We start from the raw sequence: 18,817 nt of genomic DNA on the forward strand, positions 1-18,817 counted from the left end.
ACTGACAATGGTGTCAAATTATTTACTCTGAGTTTAGAAAAATACAGAATAGAAAAAATAACATTTTATGAATGCTATTTTTTCATAATTTTATATCTGATTAACTATCTAAATTTCAAAAATTAAATGATTAATATCGCTGCCAAATATTTTTGTTTGACCATCAATTTTGACGCCTTTATAACGAATGTCCAATCTTATTTTACCGTTTTCAATCTGCGTAACATCATATGTTAACTGTGCATTAACTCGGTTACTCGACCCGTATGTATATTTGGATTCATTCATTAATCTCATGTTTCGACCAGGATTATTGTGTTGGTCCTTCAAGATAACAAAACGTTTTTTATCAGTGATATTTCTTCAATCTAGCGGTGTGTTTTTAATTTTATAAATAATTGCACACTTTTCAAAATCGTAATATATGTCCAAATTATTTGCTAAAAATTCTCTTCGCAATTCATCAAGGTCAGAGATAGGATTTATCATAAATTTATCAAGCATACCTTTTGCTCAACTATTTACATCCTTAACTTCTTCTGATATTTCATTATTGTCTGGTTTATTGTTAATTTGCTCAATATTATTAATAATTATCTTTGTTTCTGTGGAATTATTTGACAATGGAATTTCGCCAAAATCAACATATTTGGCAACCTTATATTTTAAAGTTAATTCAATATCAACTTTATTTTTCTCATTCGCCACATATTTTTTCAAAATTTTAACTTTATAATCAAGTTTTAAATTCGTTTTTTGGACTCCATCTTTATTGACTCAAAAAGGATCGGACGCACTAACAATTTGATAACCTTTCAGTAATTCTGGGTCTTTTAAAGTTAAGACGACATCTCTATCTTTATCATAATGTTTTCAGTCAGGGTGTTTACCTGTTTGAGTTCCTAAAACCACAAAGTCACTATACGAACATCATAGGTCAATATCATTATTCAACAAAAGAGCTCCGAATCTATTCTTTTGTGTATCATTCATTTGAAATGCATCTTTTAAAGACTCTACAATGAGATCGATTTTTTTAAGGTTTTTCGTATCATTATCAAACTCTACTACATACGAAAACTCATCATCATTTTTAGTCTCATTTTTAGATTTTTTATTAACGCACGAAATTGTGCAAGCAGGAACAAAACCAATAGATAATAAAACACTTGAATTTAAAATTTTTCTATATTTTAACCACATATAATCCCCCGAAAATTAATTTGTGCTTATTGATGAATTATATAAAATTTCCATAAAAAATGTCTTTTTTCAGTACTAACACATAAAAAATTAAACCTTTTTAATAGGGGAAAATATAATATTTTAAAACGGAGAAATGAAGATGAAAACAAAAAATAAATTTATATTAAGTATAGGGTTGTCTTCTATGACATTGTTCCCTATTATTGCAGTTAGTTGTAATGACAAAAAAGAAAAAAATGCTATCAATAAACAAAATATTGACAAATATTTTAAATATAAGTTGCAAGATGGGGTGTATTACATTATTGACACAAAAACAGACAATAAATTAGACAAAATAAGATGAGAATTATCAGAACCAATTTCTTTTAAAAACATTGAAAATAGAGAAAATTTTAGCAAAATTAAAGAAATTGAACTGAAAGAAACAAATATTATTCCAGAGTTTGCGTTTAGCAATCTTGATTCGATAGAAAATGTTAATGCTCCTAAGGTTGGTATAGTGGGAAAAAATGCCTTTGAAAATACATCAAAATTAGTAAGTTTAAATGCTCCTAAATTAAAAGCAATTATGGAATATGCGTTTAGAAATTCATCAATTAAGCAAATAGAATCACCAAATTTATTGGAAATTAAGGATGGAGCTTTTGCTAACTCAAAAATATCTAAAATTAACACAAACAATCTACAAAAAATCGGAACTCAAAGTTTTGCCAACGCAAAAGGGTTAAGTGAAATAGCAGCACCAGAGTTAAAACAAATTGGAGCAAGTGCATTTGAAAATGCGTCAAACTTAACAAGTGTTGTGACGCCCAAAGTTAATTTAATTGGTTTTTATGCTTTTAAAAACACTAAAATAACAGAGTTTAACACCGGAATGGTTGATGTGGTGAATAGTGAAATGTTTGATGGGACATCACTTAAAAAAATTAATATGCCTGAAGTTATCGAAATTAGAGATAATGCCTTTAAAGATATGCAATCATTAAAAAATGTTGAAACACCAAAAATTAAATCAGTTGGCGTGGACGCATTTTCAGGTACGCAATTTATCGAAGACATTAGAAACGATCAAGGAATTAGTGTATATAACGGTATATTGTTAGATGGAAAAAAAGCAAGTGGAAATTTAGTTGTTCCTAACGTAATAACAATTGCTCCTGAAGCCTTTAAAAACACAGATACGATAACAAATATATCATTGCCAGATGCCTTAACCATTGGTAATAGTGCATTCCAAAATGCTACAAATTTATTGACCATAAATATGCCTAAAATAAAAATTTTAGGTGAGTCAGCATTTGATAATACTGCAATAACTGAACTAAATACAGGATCAGTTGAGGAAATATCTGTCAACTCATTCAAAGGAATGAATAGTTTAATCAACATTATTGTTCCAAGTGCTACTGAAGTGGAAAGCAGTTCGTTTGAAAAACTTCCGAATTTAGAATCTATAGAATTAGATAATGTGCTAGTTATTAAAGATCATGCTTTTAACAAAGTTAAAAAATTGAAAAATGTAAGAATTCCTAAAGCGAAAACGATTGGCGAATTTGCCTTTGCCGATGCAATCAATTTAGAAACAATTGAAATGCCCAATGTTGAATCAATAGGAGAAAAGGCTTTTTATAGAAACCAAAAACTAACGGCCGTTAGTTCAGAAAAACTAGTTAATTTAGGGGACTCGGCTTTTGAATTTAATACAAGCCTTAAAACAGCTAACTTCCCAAACTTAACTACGGTGAACTCATCAGTGTTTAAAAACTGTTCATCATTGACAGAAGTTAATATGCCATTATTAACAAGCATTGAAAACGAAGCTTTTAAAAACTGTACATTATTACCACAATTATCAGCCGCAAACCTAAAAAGTGTTGGAGAAAGTGCGTTTGAAGATACTTCAAGCTTGAATCAATTTGATGCACCTGCATTGACAACAGTGGGTAACAATGCGTTTAAAAATTCAGCTTTTATTCAATCGTTAATCGCTAAATCACCTTATAAAATTGCTGAGTTAAACGGAATAATTTTAGATGTTAGCCAAGCATCGGGTGAAATAACATTAACATCATTGACTGAAATTCGAGACAATTTATTCGCCAAAAATAAAAACATAACTTCGGTAACATTGCCAAATGTTACACAAATCGGAAACTCTGCATTCAATGGATGTGATAACTTAGAGCGAATCTCTGCTCCAAAATTAATCAAAGTCGGCGACTTTTCATTCGGTAAAACAGGAAATCTTTCAGTGTTTGATGTACCAAAATTAGCTGAAGTTGGTAAAAATGCTTTCGCAGAGAGCAAATTAATAGAAAACGATGAAACCGGAATAGCTCTAATTAATGGAATTTTAGTATATTATGATGCCTATGGCGAAACAACAAGCATCAACGATGCGAAGATAATTGCCGATGGCTTATTTGAAGGGGATGAAGCCATAGACGAATTTTCATTTACAAACGTTAAAACAATTGGTGCTAATGCTTTTCTTGACTCATCACTAACTAGAATAGAGATACCACATGTTAAACACATTAAAGCAAATGCGTTTAAAAATACTCATATTAAATTCGAAACATCAGTCTTTCCGCAACAATTCACTAAGTCAGATTTTGAAAAAATATTGAACGGCGAAGAATGAAACGAGTCATAGTTATTGCATCAACTAATAGACTTTTCTATCACTCAAATTAAAACACTATTAGAAAATGCGATATTAGCAACCACGCATTGCTAAAATTGTTATACAAAAATAGTTTTGTATTTTTATTAAACCAGGACAAAAGTTAGGATTAAACACCTTTTGTCCTGGTTTATTTGTTATCTAAAAATTCATTTTTTTGATGTCTTTAAGTACACATTTTTTATTCCTAGATGACAATTTGAAAACTAAAAAAATAAATAATATATACTTTATATACTATGTCTAAAAATAAAAGAATATTAACAATAGAAAATTTATTTCAGCCGCTAAACAATAATAGTCAATACATGTTTATTCCTAATTTAACTTTATTCAAAAATACATCAAATGTCTTTTTAATTATTGACCAAAATACGGAATTGCTAGGCGAAAGCTTTAGGGAAATTGTGAGTGGTGAAAATAATATTAAAACACTATTTCAGGACAATGAACAAAACGATACTATTTATTTGACAAACAATAAGTTGATAAATAAAAAAATATCATTTTACAATCTTAAAACTTTACAAGTTAGCGAAGATGATATCCCCATTGTTTATGAGTATCAACGAATCAAAGAAAACTATGAATATATTCCTGAAACAATTGAAAGATTATCTAAATTACTAACAACTCATGAATATCAATTAAAGCAGGAAATATTAAATATTTTTAAATCAAAAATCGATTCAATATACTCGATTATTTCAGATTTAAAAAGAGAAGCAAAAATGGTGAACAATGTTCTATCTCAAAATTCTTTAAAACAAAACATAAATGAAATAAACAATGCAATGGCTGCATATGTTCAAAATCAAACATATTATAATGGACTAATTATCGGTATATTTTTAGATCTATTCCGTTCAATATTCGAAGCTGGCGAATATATGTCATCTGAATACAAAAATAGTGATGACTTCAATTTAAAAATTGAATCCGAAAAAGCACAAAGACGTTTAAAAGTCTTATTAAAAATGCAAAAAACAAATAAGGAAACAATTAAAAGAGAGTTATATTTACGTGACATAAAATCTCAACTAAATAGCGTCATTCAACTAAAATCATTCAAAAAATCAAATTCAATAAAAACAATGAAATCACTGATTAAATGATATGAAAAATCAATCATTATTGACCGCAATAAAGTAAATTACTTTGATGACAATTCAGTGCAATATCGCTATTTATGAAAACAAATTATTTTAAAAAAATACTTAATTCAACTTTTGAAAAAAAATAAAAAGAATTTGAAATACTTAAATCACGAAAACATCAAAGAACTGAAATATAATCTAACTTCACGTGTTTCTTTATTCATTTCTAATAATCTTTCGAGTAGAAATATTGATAATAAATTCAATATAAACACGATTAAAAAAATCGTTAAAAATGAGTTTTGAATTGACTTTGGTCCATACGTAGAAACTAGCTATTCTAACTTAGAGTTATATCAAGATGAAATTACATTTTTACGTCGTAAATTAAAAGCTGTTAGTCAAAAAAAATTAAATGTTTTTGGTGTCGAAGACTACAAGGATAAAATCAATATCGTTAAAAACAATATAGACATTCTTAAAGCGGAAGTTGATTGAAAAAAATATCTAATGCAATCAGAATTTAATCAACTTGTCTACAAAAATAATTATATTAATAAAAAAATCAAATACATTGTTGCTGGGTATAAATCGATAATTGATTATAGTGCCAAAATTAATCAAAAAATCAATAGACTAAATAGAAAAATATCAAAAGAACAAGATGATAAATTGAATATCAAGGCACATTTTAGCAATGCTAAAAAATCATTTTCATCATTAAATTCAATATCATTTCTATTCAATTATCTTGAATTAATGCGCCAGTTTGTTTTCTCAAAATTTAATTTCAATAAAAAGAATTTGATTAAAATTGATTTATTTTTAAAACTATTTGGGATATTGAATTCTGTATCATTTGCCAATGGTTCACTGACAAAAACAATTGATAATATTCCTAGCATTTCTCGTTTAAAAATCGGTTTGTTGTCTCGAATGATGAACGAATCACAGATTCTATTTATTATTGATGACGAAAACCTTAAAGACCAAAATTTAAAAAATGAGTTTTTGAGAATTGTCAATGAATTTGCTCAAAAAAACGGATTAACATACGTATTTATTACTAATGATAGAGATTTAGCTGAATTTCAAAATTTCGATAACTTATATGTTTTCTATGACAACAAATTAATAGAGTTCGGTCGTCGTGAAAATCTATTCAATGAACCATTGCACTTTGTATTCAAGGATTGAGTAGAAAATAAAAACATTCATTGTGATCTTGAATTCAATTCAAATAACTACATTTTTAATGAGTGTTTTAAATATGATAAAAATCACTACTTAATTGCGCGAAATGAGATTATTAGACAATTAAATATAGATAATTTATATAGCAATTTAAACAATATTGAGCATAACACAAATGAAACCTCGATTGATGAACTAAAATCATATTCGAATACACAAGAAACAGTGATTGTGGACTTGAATTCTATTAATGATGTGGAATCATCGCAAGTTATGACAAAAGAATTCAATTTATTGAATGAAACTTACGAAAATCAATTATCAAACACTGTAATTATTGACGATAATATAGACGCATTTTAAAATCATCTAATATTTTGTCAATAAAACTCAGTCAATAGCGTGTTAAATTATTGATTGAAATTGCTATCATACACATAGCCATCAATAAGTGTTTCAATAATGATTGAACCAACAGTTAGATGAATATTTAGTCAAAAACAATAATTTGAACAAAGCGAAAAAATTGCAATATTTTGATCAATATCAAAAAACTCGAATTGTGAAAATTCGAGTTTTTTAGTTAGTTGAAAATTGTTTTATTGGCCTATCAAACTATTGATATCGTCAATAATTGATACAGGAATATCTTTAATTGCAATGTAGTTAAAGATATTCGATTTAGGGTTGTATAAAGCTAAGTATTTGACTTTTTGAAATTGCTCTTCATTATATGAGTTAAGGCCCATCAAGTAATAAATTAAAACCTGCAATGTATGTTTCGGGGTGAATCCAGTTTTTTTGGTTTTAATATCAATCAAATATTCACCAACAATTGCGTCGCCATCACCAGCAGTAATAATGTCGTTTTCAGCACCTTTAATATCAAAGCCAAGGTGCAATTGTTTAGTGCTTGAAATATCTAATAAGTACTTATAAGTTTTAACAATATTTTGTGACATTAATTTAATTTGTTCTTGCTGTTCGTGGCTGATTTGATCTTTGATTGCTTGAAAATAATCTTGTTTTTGCTTTTTCGTCAAGTCATCATACTTTTCATTGCTAGGAAGTAGTGGTTTTACATAAAAATTGTGAAAACGAGCACGATATACAGAGTCGAATTGAGCTAAAAAATAAATTAAAGCAATATTATTATCAATATTTTCTTGATCTCATCAAGAATAGCCAATATCATCACGCAAGGTTGAATTTCATAATTTATGGTGAAGTTTAAAGCCTTTTAAAGAAACATTTAAAGGGTAGTGAAATTCGCTTTGTTCAAAGGGTTGCAGTGCATAATGATTAAAAGTTTCTTTTGACCATCATTGTGCAAGTTGTTGTTCATTATCACTTTGGTTATGTTCATAATTTTTTGTTGGAACAAAATAAAAGCTTGCTAGATATTCCACGACTAAACCAGTAGTTGCGTAATGTAGACCTGAAAGAAGTTCTTCATTTGCAGGTTGTGTATTAGGAATTGATAAACTTTGTCAATCTTTTGGCGGTAAAAAGCCGCCACGTGGTTGTTTGTATTTTTCAACAAAATTAGTAACAGTTGCCATTTTTTCTCCTTTTTATCAATAGCAGTTTATAAACTATGTAAATGTTTGTTTTGATCCTTCTTCAAATTTGGCAAAATCAAAATTTTCTATATTAATAATTTTACTTGAATATTTGTAGAAAAATTAAGAACTATTGCAAAACAATCAGTGTATTTATGTTGATGTGAAGAAAATCAAGACCATATATCAATTGAAAATTTTTACATAAATTTACAAAATGTAATTGAACTATTGCTAACAATATCCTGAGTGTAATCGCATACTAGATTCAGTGATTTTTATTGAAAACTCTCTATCTATTACTCACATTTTTACAAAAAAATAGAAATTAAAATTCGTTATATATTGAGCCCAAGCGTCCATCGAAAAAATCCATATTTTGGTATAATATGTAATACATATATAAATTTAATAGTAGGCGGTATTTATGGAATTAGATAAATTATACGAACCAAACAAATTTGAATCTGAAATTTCTAAAAAATGAAAAGCAAAGAAATTTTTCAGTCGTCATGATGAAACAAAAAAACCTTTTACAATTCTTTTACCACCGCCCAATGTCACAGGTAAATTGCATTTAGGGCACGCATTGAACACATCAATTCAAGATGCAATTATTAGATACAAAAAGTTAAAAGGTTTTGATGTTTTTTATATTGCTGGAATGGACCACGCTGGTATTGCAACTCAAAGTAAAGTTGAAGGCAACATATATAAATTAACCGGTAAAACTAGACACGATTTTACTCGAGATGAATTTGTCGAAAAAATTTGAGAATGAAAACACGAGTATTCTGAATCAATTAGAAAACAATGAGAAGTATTAGGTTTAGGTCTAGATTACGAACGTGAAAGATTCACTTTAGATGAAAAATCAAATAAAGCAGTAAATCATGCATTTATTGAATTTTATAAACAAGGATTAATTTATCGTGGAACTAAAGCGATAAATTGAGATCCAAAATTAAAAACTGCTTTATCAAATATTGAAGTTATTTCTAAAGCCACTGAACAAAATATGTTGTATATTAAATATCCAATCGCCAATAGTGACCAATATTTAATTGTTGCAACAGTGCGTCCAGAAACAATGCTATCTGATGTGGCTGTGATTTATAATCCCAAAGACGCTCGTTATAACAAAATGAAAAACATTTCAATCGTGCACCCTCTAACTAAACAAATAATTCCGTTTATTCCTGATGAATATGCTGAAATTGATTTTGGTAGCGGACTAATGAAATTATCAGCTCACGCCGAGGTTGACATTGACATTATCAAAAAACATAATCTAGAAGTAATTGAAACCATCGATCAAAACGGTTTTATTAATGCTCCAGATTCACAATTTCATAAAATGGAACGTTTTGAAGCAAGAAAAGCTATCGAAAAATACTTAATTGATAATGATTTAATTGTAAAAATTGAAAAAACAAGTTCCAATGTTGGTTATTCAGAAAGAAGTGGTGAACCTGTTGAGATTTTAGTTATGCCGCAATGGTTTGTTAAAATGGAAAAATTAAATCAAATGATTTTAACCCATTTAAAATCATCACAATCAATTAAATTTTTCCCAAAAAGATTTAAAGACACATTGAAAAAATGAATGGAAAACGCTTACGATTGAACAATATCAAGACAATTATGATGAGGTCATCGTATTCCGGCATGATACAAAAACAACGAAATCAAAGTCCAAGTGGAATCTCCGGGCGAAGGTTGAATTCAAGACAGTGACGTCCTAGACACTTGATTTTCTTCAGGTTTAGCACCATTTTCATTTTTGGGATGGCCTTTTGACGAATCAGAAAAAATCTTGCAACGTTATTTCCCTACTTCACTGCTAGTTACTGGTTACGATATCATTTTCTTTTGAGTAGCAAGAATGTACTTTTTCTCATTAGCATTCAAAAATGATAAGCCATTTGACCAACTATTGTTAACTGGTTTAGTAAGAGATGAATTGGGGAGAAAATTCTCTAAATCTTTAGGTAATGGAATAGACCCTATTGAAGTTATCAATCAATACGGAGCTGATGCTTTAAGATGATTTTTAACCACCAACACAACTCCTGGCCTAGATATGAGATACTCAGACGACAAAATGAGAGCTGCGTGGGGACTATGTAACAAAATTTGAAATATTGCCCGTTATATTCAAAACTTACCTGATGATTCAGCTAAATCAAAAACTGCTGCTGATATATGAATAAATAATCGTATGATTGAAATGAATAAAAAAATTGATAATGCCTTCAAAAAATACGAATTAACTGTAGTTGGTTATGAATTAAATAAATTTATATACAATGAATTTTCTTCATGGTATGTTGAATTGCTAAAAATAATGCCAAATAAAAATGCAGCATTAAGCAACTTCAAAAAACTGTTGGTTATCATACACCCTCTACTTCCTTTTATTAGCGATTATCTATACAAAACAATGTATGACGAAGAAATCTTAGAAGCAAAACCGTTAATGATGAAAACAGTTAATAGCCAAAGCGTTGCTAATGTTGAAAACATCATTAAAACAGTTAATATTTTAAGAAAATATCGGGAAGATAAACAAATAAGCAAAAAAGAAACGTTATTTTACGACATTAATATTTCTAAAAATGATTTTATTATTGAATCAATTTCTAAACTTGCTAATGCTAAAATCAAAACAAATAACGATACAGTTTTTGCTGATGGCGATTTAATCGTTAATATCGAACAAAGTCAAGAACAAAAAGACGAATATATCAGAGTATTGAAAACAAAAATCGCAGAATTAGAAGGTGAAGTTAAACGTGCACAAAACATGTTGAATAATCCAAACTTTGTAGCAAAAGCTCCTAGTGACAAAATACAACAAGAACAAAGTAAATTAGAAAAATATTCAAAAGAGTTAGAACAATATAAGGAGGAATTGAAATGAAAATCTTAGACGGAAAAAAAGTAGCCTTAGAATTATCTGCTCAATTAAAAACAGAATTTGAACAAATTTCAATTGAATTAGGCCGTAAGCCAATTCTAGGTATTGTTCGCATCGGAGAAGATCCATCAGGCGCGACTGATGTTTATGTTCAAAAGAAAATTGAAAAAGGCAATGAACTAGGCGTTGATGTTAAAGTTTTTAAATTTGCAGGTGAAAAATCAAGATTTAAATTCATTTTAAAACAACTAGATAAAATAAACGATGAAACTGACGGAATTATTATTCAGTTACCGATTGGTGGTGAATTATCAATTTACAAACAACCAATTTTAGACTCAATTCGTTATGACAAAGATGTTGATGGTTTAAGTTCAAGAAATTCATTCAATTTTTACAATAAAACTGATGAATTTAAATTTACGCCAGCTACAGCACAGGCGATAATGACACTAGTTAATTATTACAATATTGAAGTCAAAGACAAAAGAGTCGCTGTAATTGGACGGGGTATTTTAGTTGGTAAACCTACTGCTTCATTATTTAAAGAAATGGGGGCACAAGTCTCTACTCACAATCGTGAATCAGGGATAAAAGGTGTCGAAAATGCTGATATTTTAATTGTTGCGGCAGGTAATCCTGATTTGATTAACAAAAAAAATATTAAAGAAGGAGCAATTGTTTTTGATGTGGGGGCAACCTTGATGGAAAAAGACGGTCGCAAATTTATCTGCGGTGATGTAAATACTACGGATTTAGAAGGCCATATTTCAGCAATGGCCCCAGCTCGTGGTGGTGTAGGTCCATTAACCGTTGTTTCACTATTCCAAAATTTATTAAGCGCCTTAAAAAACAACAACAAAATTTAGGCACGCAAGTGCTTTTTTGTTAAAAATAAAAAATTAGAAACATTTACATAAATTTAAAATATATGTGTGTGTTGTTGTAAAATATTAACTAAATTAATTTAAGGAGAAAAATATGAAATTTACAGATTTGATTCAAAGCAACATTGCTCAAATCAAAGACAAAAAACGAATTGTTATTGTCGATGGTGACGACCAAAGAGCAATCGAGGCTGCTAAAATCTTAGAAAAATATGAGAATTTAGAAGTTATTCTACTTTTAGAAAAAGAACAAAATATACAAACTAAGGCACAATTGTTAAACATGAATGCCAACGAAGCTAAAATTAACGAATTTAGCCAAATGCTATTCGAACAACGTGATGCTGCCGCTAAAGCCAAAGGCAGAGAAAATAAAGACACACTAGAATTAGTGCAAAAAGCAATGAAACAAAGACCATTCTACGCAATGATGATGTTACAAACAGGCGAAGTTGATGGTGTTGTTGGTGGTTTAATTTACTCAACAGCTGATATGTTAAAAGCTGCTTTTAAAGTTATCGGACCTTCAAAAGGCATCAAAACAATCAGCTCAGTAATGATTATGCACAAAGACGAAAACACACTATTTTTCAGCGACATTTCAGTCAACCCAAAACCTGATCAAAAAGCTTTAACTGATATTGGTTTAAACGCAGCAAATTTTGTAAAAGGATTTGGTATTGATCCTAAAGTTGCCTTTTTAAGTTTTTCAACAAATTTCAGTGCCAAAACACCAGAAACTGAAATGGTACACAACGCAACTATCGATTTTAACGAAAACTACAACGGAGTTAAGGCTATTGGTGAAGTACAACTTGATGCAGCCTTAGACTTAAGTGTAAGAAAAGCAAAATACCCAATCGATTCATTCGATGAACCTGCCAACACCCTAATTTTCCCTAATTTAGAAGCAGGTAATATTGGCTACAAATTAACTCAACGCTTAGCTGGATATGGCGCAATTGGTCCAATCATTGTCGGTACTAATAAACCAGTTAACGATTTATCTAGAGGGGCCAAAGTTAATGATGTAGTTAATACTGTTTTAATTACTATGATACAAAGTCAAGGAGCAAAAAATGAATAGTAAAATTTTAGTTATCAACGCAGGATCAAGTTCAATTAAACTGCAATTATTTGAGAAAAAATCAATGAGTGTTATTGCTAGCGGTTTAGCAGAAAGAATCACTCTTGAAGATGGAATTATCACCATTAAAGCTAATGGACAAAAATATGTTAAAAATGTAACAATGCCAGACCACGAAGTTGCGGCGCAAAATATTTTGTCATTACTTTCTGAGTCAAAAATTATTGAAGATGTTAAAGAAATTGAAATTATTGGCTTTAGAGTAGTGCACGGTGGTACATATTTCACTAAATCAACAGCAATTGATGATGGAGTAATTGCAGCGATCGAAAAATGTTCAGATTACGCGCCATTACATAACCCAGGAGCATTACAAGCAATTCACGCATTTAGAAAAGTAATGCCACATGCTAAACTATCAGCTGAATTTGATACAGCATTCCACACAACTATTCCTGATGTTAACGCAATTTACCCAATACCATACGAATGAAGCGAAAAATTCGGTATTCGTCGTTTCGGTTTCCACGGTATTTCACACCAATTTATCACCGAAACAATGCAAAAAATTTTAGGTAAAAGCTCAATTAATATTGTCAACGCACACATCGGAAACGGTGCAAGTATTTGTGCAATTAAAGACTCAAAATCTTTTGATACCACTATGGGTCTAACACCATTAGCTGGTGTTATGATGGGAACTAGATCTGGTGATATAGATCCTGCTCTAATTGAATTTCTAAGCGAACACTTAAACAAAGATGCTAAAGAAATTACACAAGCTTTAAACAAAAAATCAGGATTATTAGGTGTTTCAGGCGTTTCTTCAGACATGCGTGACATTGAACAAGCAGTGAGTGAAGGAAACAAAAGAGCTATTTTTGCTGAAGAACTTTATGTACAAAAAATTGTAGATTACATTGCAAATTATGCTAACAAAATTGAAAGCGTAGACGCTATCGTATTTACTGCCGGTGTTGGTGAAAACTCAGCTACATTGCGTCAAGCAGTTGTTGACAAATTGCATTTTGCAAATATCAAATTAGATCAACAAGCAAACACCGGAAAAATCGGCGAATACGCCTTAATTTCAACTCCTGACAGTGCAGTAAAAGTATATGTTGTTAGAACTAACGAAGAACTTTTAATCGCACAAAATGCTCTAAAAATCTTTAACTAATGAAAAAAGCAATTTATGCTGGTTCATTCAACCCTTTACACGACGGGCATAAAGCAGTTATTAAAAAAGCTTTAAAATTAGTAGATAAATTAGTGGTAGTTGTTTCGAACAACCCTGACAAAAATAATTTAGAAGGAATAGAGCAACGCTATTTAGAAATAAAACAATATTACGCAAATGACAGCCGAATTGAAGTGATTGTTAATAAAAATGAATTAATAGGTAATATAGCAGCTAAAATGGGTATTAACTTTTTAATTCGCTCGGCACGAAATAATTTAGACTACCAAATTGAACTTGATATTGCAGCCGGCAATAACCAAGTAAATAAAGACCTTGAAACTATTTTAATTATTCCTGATTACGACATGATCGGCATTAGTTCAACATTAATCAGACACCAGAAAGCACTAAAAAAAGACTAATATGTGAAAATTTGTTAAAAGTGCTCTTGAAGAGTCAAGTTGAATTGATACACAAGGAAATATGCAAGTAGTTTTTTGGGGTCGATCTAATGTTGGCAAGTCATCACTTTTAAACGCAATCACCAATCAAAAAATCTCATTTGTCTCTAAAACACCAGGTCGAACACAACTAATCAATTATTTTGCCGATTTAAACAATAAATATATTATTGATTTACCTGGCTATGGTTATGCCGCAATGGGCAAAGAAAAACAAGACAAAATGCTAAAATCTATTGCCCACTATTTACAAAACGAGCATAACCCTAAACACATCTTTATTTTGTTAGATTCACGCACCGGAATTACTAAAATTGATTTTGAAATTATCAATTTTATTTCTAGTCTTGGCCTGAACTTTTCTTTAGTTTACACAAAAGTAGACAAACTAAATCAAAAAGAAAAATCAGCCCTAATCAAAAAACATAACTTGCAAATTCAAAATGAATTAGCACACTCAGATTTTGAAACTTTTTTAGTTTCATCACAGAAAAAAATTAACCTGGATGAGTTGATAGAGTACATTGACAAAATTCTTTACCATCAAGCTTAAAAAAATAGGAGGAATTATGAAAAAAAATAAGAAATTTTTAACTGGGATTTTAGCAACTTCAATTATTTGTGTTTCAGCAATTACTGTTACCGCTGTTGCTATGAATGCCTTTCGTCCTACTACTAGCGCTGAAAAAAGAATCGCCAATTATGAGTTTTATGTCGGTGAAAAATTTTCTCACGAAATGCAAAACCATTTTCCTAGCGAGTATGCTTTTGCCTCTTACAGCGACTCACGTACATCACAAAACTATCAAAGTAATCCTTTATTTCAACCAGAATTAAAAAACACTTCCGCATTTGATAACCAATTTTGAGAATATGAACTAGAAATTAGTTATGATACCAAAGATTCAAATGTTGAAGAATTTAAACAAAGGCAAGAACAAAAATTATTTTATTTGAGAAATCGTAGAAGTGGCGCTCCTATCGATGTTTTAAAACAAACTCATAACATTTATTATTATTCATACGCCAATGATTTTACAGGTGAATTGTTCTTATCAGTTTTACTAGAAGACAAAAACCCTAAAAATAAAAAAGAACAAGATTTATTAAAAAAATCAATCAGTGATCATAATCGTATAGATTCGTGAAAATCGAAAGTATTTAAAATCGGCGGTTTCAAAAAGATTAGAGAGCAACAACACGATGGCAATACTACATACAATATTGATGACTTATTAGCGTCGAAAAAAGCATCAAACTCAATTGTAACGCCTTCATTTAAAATTTCAGAAACAAGCACCTTAAATAATATCTTCCACGATAGAAAATACACTCTAAATGACCAAGATATTACTGTAAACAGTGTACACGATTTAATTGATAATAACATTTTAAGTACTAGTGCAAACCAAGATAGCGAACAAATTAGCAACAATCAAAACACAACTAAAAAACTATTTAACATTTCTGATGTTAACCCAAACAATAACTCATTTAGAATTAATTGAGAAAAACCAGTTTGATTCACTAAAGATAGTGATAATGCAAACGCAATAACTATTCACTATTATGTAACCCGTAAAATTCCTGCTGCACAAATGGACAATTTAAACACATTGGCACGTACTAAAACTGTGGAAATTGATAAAGAATTTACTCAAAGAATTTATCTAAATTACTTCAACTTAGAAAAAGTTGCTAAAAGCTTTGTACAAATAGCTGGCAAAAAAGGTATACGCTTAAACGAATATAGCCAAACAGGACCCAACGCACTTAATTTCCACCGCAGTTCAAGCTCTCTTGAAGCAAATTCAAGCAATGGTTACTTCACTGAATTGAATTTAAAATTCGCACACCAAGCTTCTGTTGCGCAAATACCAGATAACGGCTCATTTAGTGAATATGAATTGAATCTAAATAATTATTTATTAGCCTATCAATTAAGCAATTCAAGAAAGCCTAAAAACGACAAAAACGTGAATGGAACTCCATTTGTGGGCGAACAGCAAAATACTTCGATCACATTCTCATTCGAACTTAAATTAAAAAATACTGACCAAGAATATGGAATTAACACATATTACGGCACATTTGTTCTAGATGGCTTTAAAGAAATCGAAACACAAGACTAATTTAAAATCTAGCATTCGCTAGATTTTTTTTATCAATTTAATATGCGATTGCAACTGCAACATTGTTATGTGTCAAATAATTCAATAACTTAGTTTTATTGCTCAATATATTGTGTAATTAAAACACAATAAAAACTCACTAAATCAATAATTCTAAAAATAGGGATATGTTAATTTCAGCATCTGTATTTTCGTAAGCTCTTTTACTCATTTTGTTGAATAATTGACTGATTTATGTTCAAAAAAACAACATTTATAAAGAAAAAATAGAGAATAGCATCGACAATTTTATTTATAAATTTAACTAAATGAATAAAGATTAATTTGTCTTTGATACAATTAAGTTACATACATTTAAGGAGTTAAAATGAACAATAAAATAAACAAGGAAGAATTAGCCAGAATCATTTGAGCATCAGCGAATACAGCGAGGGGAAAAATCACTCAAGAGCAGCACAAAAATTTTCTCCTAAGCTTAATTTTTTATAAGTTTTTATCACAAAAACAATATATTTTTCTATCAAACCAATTGAAAGAATATGTTGAAGATAGACAAGTTAATTTAGACGATATCAATGCCTTAGATGAATCTAATTTTGACGAAGATGGTAAAAATAAAACCTTTGATTTATACCAAGAAGGTTACGAAGACATTATTGAAGCCTCAAAAATTGAATTAGGTTATTTTATAAAACCTAAATTCTTATTTGAAAACTGAGCCAACAATAACATTAAATTTAATACTGAAGCAATTACCGAAGCAATTCACTCTTTTAACGAAAATTTATCAGAAAAAGGAGAAATCAGATCGCTTTTTGAAGGTGTGTTTAACGCCTATTCTAAAGATTTATATAAACTAGGAGACTCACCTCGTGAAGCCACCAATTATTTAGTTTTAATTCTTGATTTAATTAAACAGATTCCTGTTGATAGACAAGATTTTGACGTTTTAGGCTTTATTTATCAATACATGATTGAACAATTTGCCGGTGAAGCTGGTAAAAAAGGTGGGGAATTTTTCACTCCTTCTGAAGTATCACAATTAATGTCTGAAATTGTAGCTCGTCATTTAAAACATCGTCAAAATATTTCTATTTATGACCCAACATCAGGATCGGGTTCATTGTTGATTAGACTGGGAGATATGTTTGCTAAATACTCAAAAACTCAACATAAAGTAACATATTATGCGCAAGAGTTAAACCCAGAAACCTACACAATGTCAAGAATGAATTTAATTATGCACGGAATCAACCCTGTTGATATACACGTACGAAATGCTAATACATTAAAAAAAGACTGACCGTTCTTTATTAAAAACAATGACGAATCTTCTTACAAATTGAAAATAGTTGATGCTGTTGTTGCCAATCCTCCTTACTCAATATCTTGAGAACCTGAAGAAGCTGAAGGTGACCCAAGATTTATTGAATATGGTTTAGCACCTAAGTCAAAAGCTGATTATGCTTTTGTGCTACACAGTTTACATCACCTAGAACGTGAAGGAATAATGACAGTTGTTTTACCACACGGAGTTTTATTTAGAGGCGGTAACGAAGGTAAAATTCGTAGAAAACTAATCGAAAACGGCTATATCGATACCATTATTGGTTTACCAGCTGGAATCTTTTTTAGAACCGGTATTGCAACAATAATTATGGTATTGCGTAAAAACCGTGAAAACCGTGATATTCAATTTATTGATGGTTCTAAATTATTCACCAAATATTCTTCGACTAACAGAATGGAAGTATCACATATACGTAAAATCGTAGATGCTTACATTGAAAAAAAAGATATTGCAAAATTCTCAAAAATAGCAAGTTTTGAAGAGATCAAAGAGAACGATTTCAACTTGAATATTTCACGTTATATTGACTCATTTGAAAAAGACGATTTTCACGATTTATATGCTTCTTTACACGGCGGAATTCCTAATATTGAATTAGATAATTTTAGTGATTTTTGAGCTTCAATGCCGAATATCAAAGAAATATTATTAAAACCGCTTGATGCTAAATACTCAGAGTTTAAAGACAAGGAAAATATTTACCAAACAATATTAGACCATACTGATACACAAGTCTATTTAGAAAAATACAGCAATGTTGTTAAAAAATTAAAAGAATTTTTAAGACAAAAATTAGGCAATTTTAACGATATAAAAAATATTAGAATTGAAAATCTAGCAGACGAATTTGATAATTTCTTTTTTGATAATATTTCACAAATCAAAATGTTAGATAAATATGAACTTTACCAAGAAGCAATTACTACTTTCAAAGATATTAAAACCGATTTATATAACATTTTGGCGAACATCGATAACCAAGATAATCACCTATATTTCGATGTTTTTGCCAATAATTTAACAATCGAAAAAGTTTATTTTGCCAATG

The 18,817-nt window shown here is 29.8% G+C and carries 12 protein-coding genes; 10 read left to right on the plus strand and 2 right to left on the minus strand.

Annotated features, from left to right (window positions below):
* Positions 1-108: 108 nt before the first annotated feature.
* Complete coding sequence (locus tag NXS15_RS03235; protein WP_259290429.1) at positions 109-1,203, minus strand: hypothetical protein; 1,095 nt, start codon at positions 1,201-1,203, stop codon at positions 109-111.
* A 136-nt stretch (positions 1,204-1,339) separates the two neighbouring features.
* On the opposite strand from NXS15_RS03235, the gene NXS15_RS03240 reads away from it, so the two are divergent.
* Positions 1,340-3,865, plus strand: coding sequence for a leucine-rich repeat protein (locus NXS15_RS03240; RefSeq protein ID WP_259290430.1), 2,526 nt, complete (start codon positions 1,340-1,342; stop codon positions 3,863-3,865).
* Positions 3,866-4,134: 269 nt separating this feature from the next.
* Entirely contained in the window at positions 4,135-6,549 is a 2,415-nt protein-coding gene (locus NXS15_RS03245; protein ID WP_259290431.1) for an MAG1360 family OppF-related protein, read from the plus strand.
* A gap of 236 nt (positions 6,550-6,785) precedes the next feature.
* Here NXS15_RS03245 and NXS15_RS03250 read toward each other — a convergent pair whose 3' ends face one another.
* Positions 6,786-7,748, minus strand: a complete 963-nt coding sequence (locus NXS15_RS03250; RefSeq protein WP_259290432.1) for a hypothetical protein — start codon at positions 7,746-7,748, stop codon at positions 6,786-6,788.
* Between the two features lie 427 nt (positions 7,749-8,175).
* Here NXS15_RS03250 and NXS15_RS03255 point away from each other — a divergent pair, with 427 nt between their 5' ends.
* The 8 genes from NXS15_RS03255 to NXS15_RS03290 all read left to right on the plus strand — a co-directional run.
* Positions 8,176-10,680 carry a valine--tRNA ligase gene (locus NXS15_RS03255; protein ID WP_259290433.1) on the plus strand — a complete coding sequence of 835 codons (2,505 nt, stop codon included), beginning with the start codon at positions 8,176-8,178 and terminating at the stop codon, positions 10,678-10,680.
* A complete protein-coding gene (locus tag NXS15_RS03260; RefSeq protein WP_259290434.1) occupies positions 10,668-11,537 on the plus strand; it encodes a bifunctional 5,10-methylenetetrahydrofolate dehydrogenase/5,10-methenyltetrahydrofolate cyclohydrolase in 870 nt (289 codons plus the stop codon). The genes NXS15_RS03255 and NXS15_RS03260 overlap by 13 nt, the downstream gene beginning before the upstream one ends.
* 112 nt (positions 11,538-11,649) lie before the next feature.
* Positions 11,650-12,642 (plus strand): phosphotransacetylase, encoded by a 993-nt coding sequence (locus tag NXS15_RS03265; protein ID WP_259290435.1) that lies wholly within the window; start codon positions 11,650-11,652, stop codon positions 12,640-12,642.
* A complete protein-coding gene (locus NXS15_RS03270; RefSeq protein WP_259290436.1) occupies positions 12,635-13,822 on the plus strand; it encodes an acetate/propionate family kinase in 1,188 nt (395 codons plus the stop codon). The genes NXS15_RS03265 and NXS15_RS03270 overlap by 8 nt, the downstream gene beginning before the upstream one ends.
* Complete coding sequence (gene coaD, locus NXS15_RS03275; RefSeq protein ID WP_259290437.1) at positions 13,822-14,247, plus strand: pantetheine-phosphate adenylyltransferase; 426 nt, start codon at positions 13,822-13,824, stop codon at positions 14,245-14,247. The genes NXS15_RS03270 and coaD overlap by 1 nt, the downstream gene beginning before the upstream one ends.
* A 1-nt stretch (position 14,248) precedes the next feature.
* Complete coding sequence (gene yihA, locus NXS15_RS03280) at positions 14,249-14,839, plus strand: ribosome biogenesis GTP-binding protein YihA/YsxC (protein ID WP_259290438.1); 591 nt, start codon at positions 14,249-14,251, stop codon at positions 14,837-14,839.
* Positions 14,840-14,855: 16 nt separating this feature from the next.
* Positions 14,856-16,418, plus strand: coding sequence for an MAG1430 family protein (locus NXS15_RS03285; protein ID WP_259290439.1), 1,563 nt, complete (start codon positions 14,856-14,858; stop codon positions 16,416-16,418).
* Between the two features lie 367 nt (positions 16,419-16,785).
* The coding region (locus NXS15_RS03290; protein WP_259290440.1) for a type I restriction-modification system subunit M at positions 16,786-18,817 on the plus strand (2,032 nt) is incomplete at its 3' end.

This window comes from Mycoplasma sp. CSL7475-4 (genome assembly GCF_024834065.1).
GTDB lineage: Bacteria > Bacillota_I > Bacilli_A > Mycoplasmatales > Metamycoplasmataceae > Mycoplasmopsis.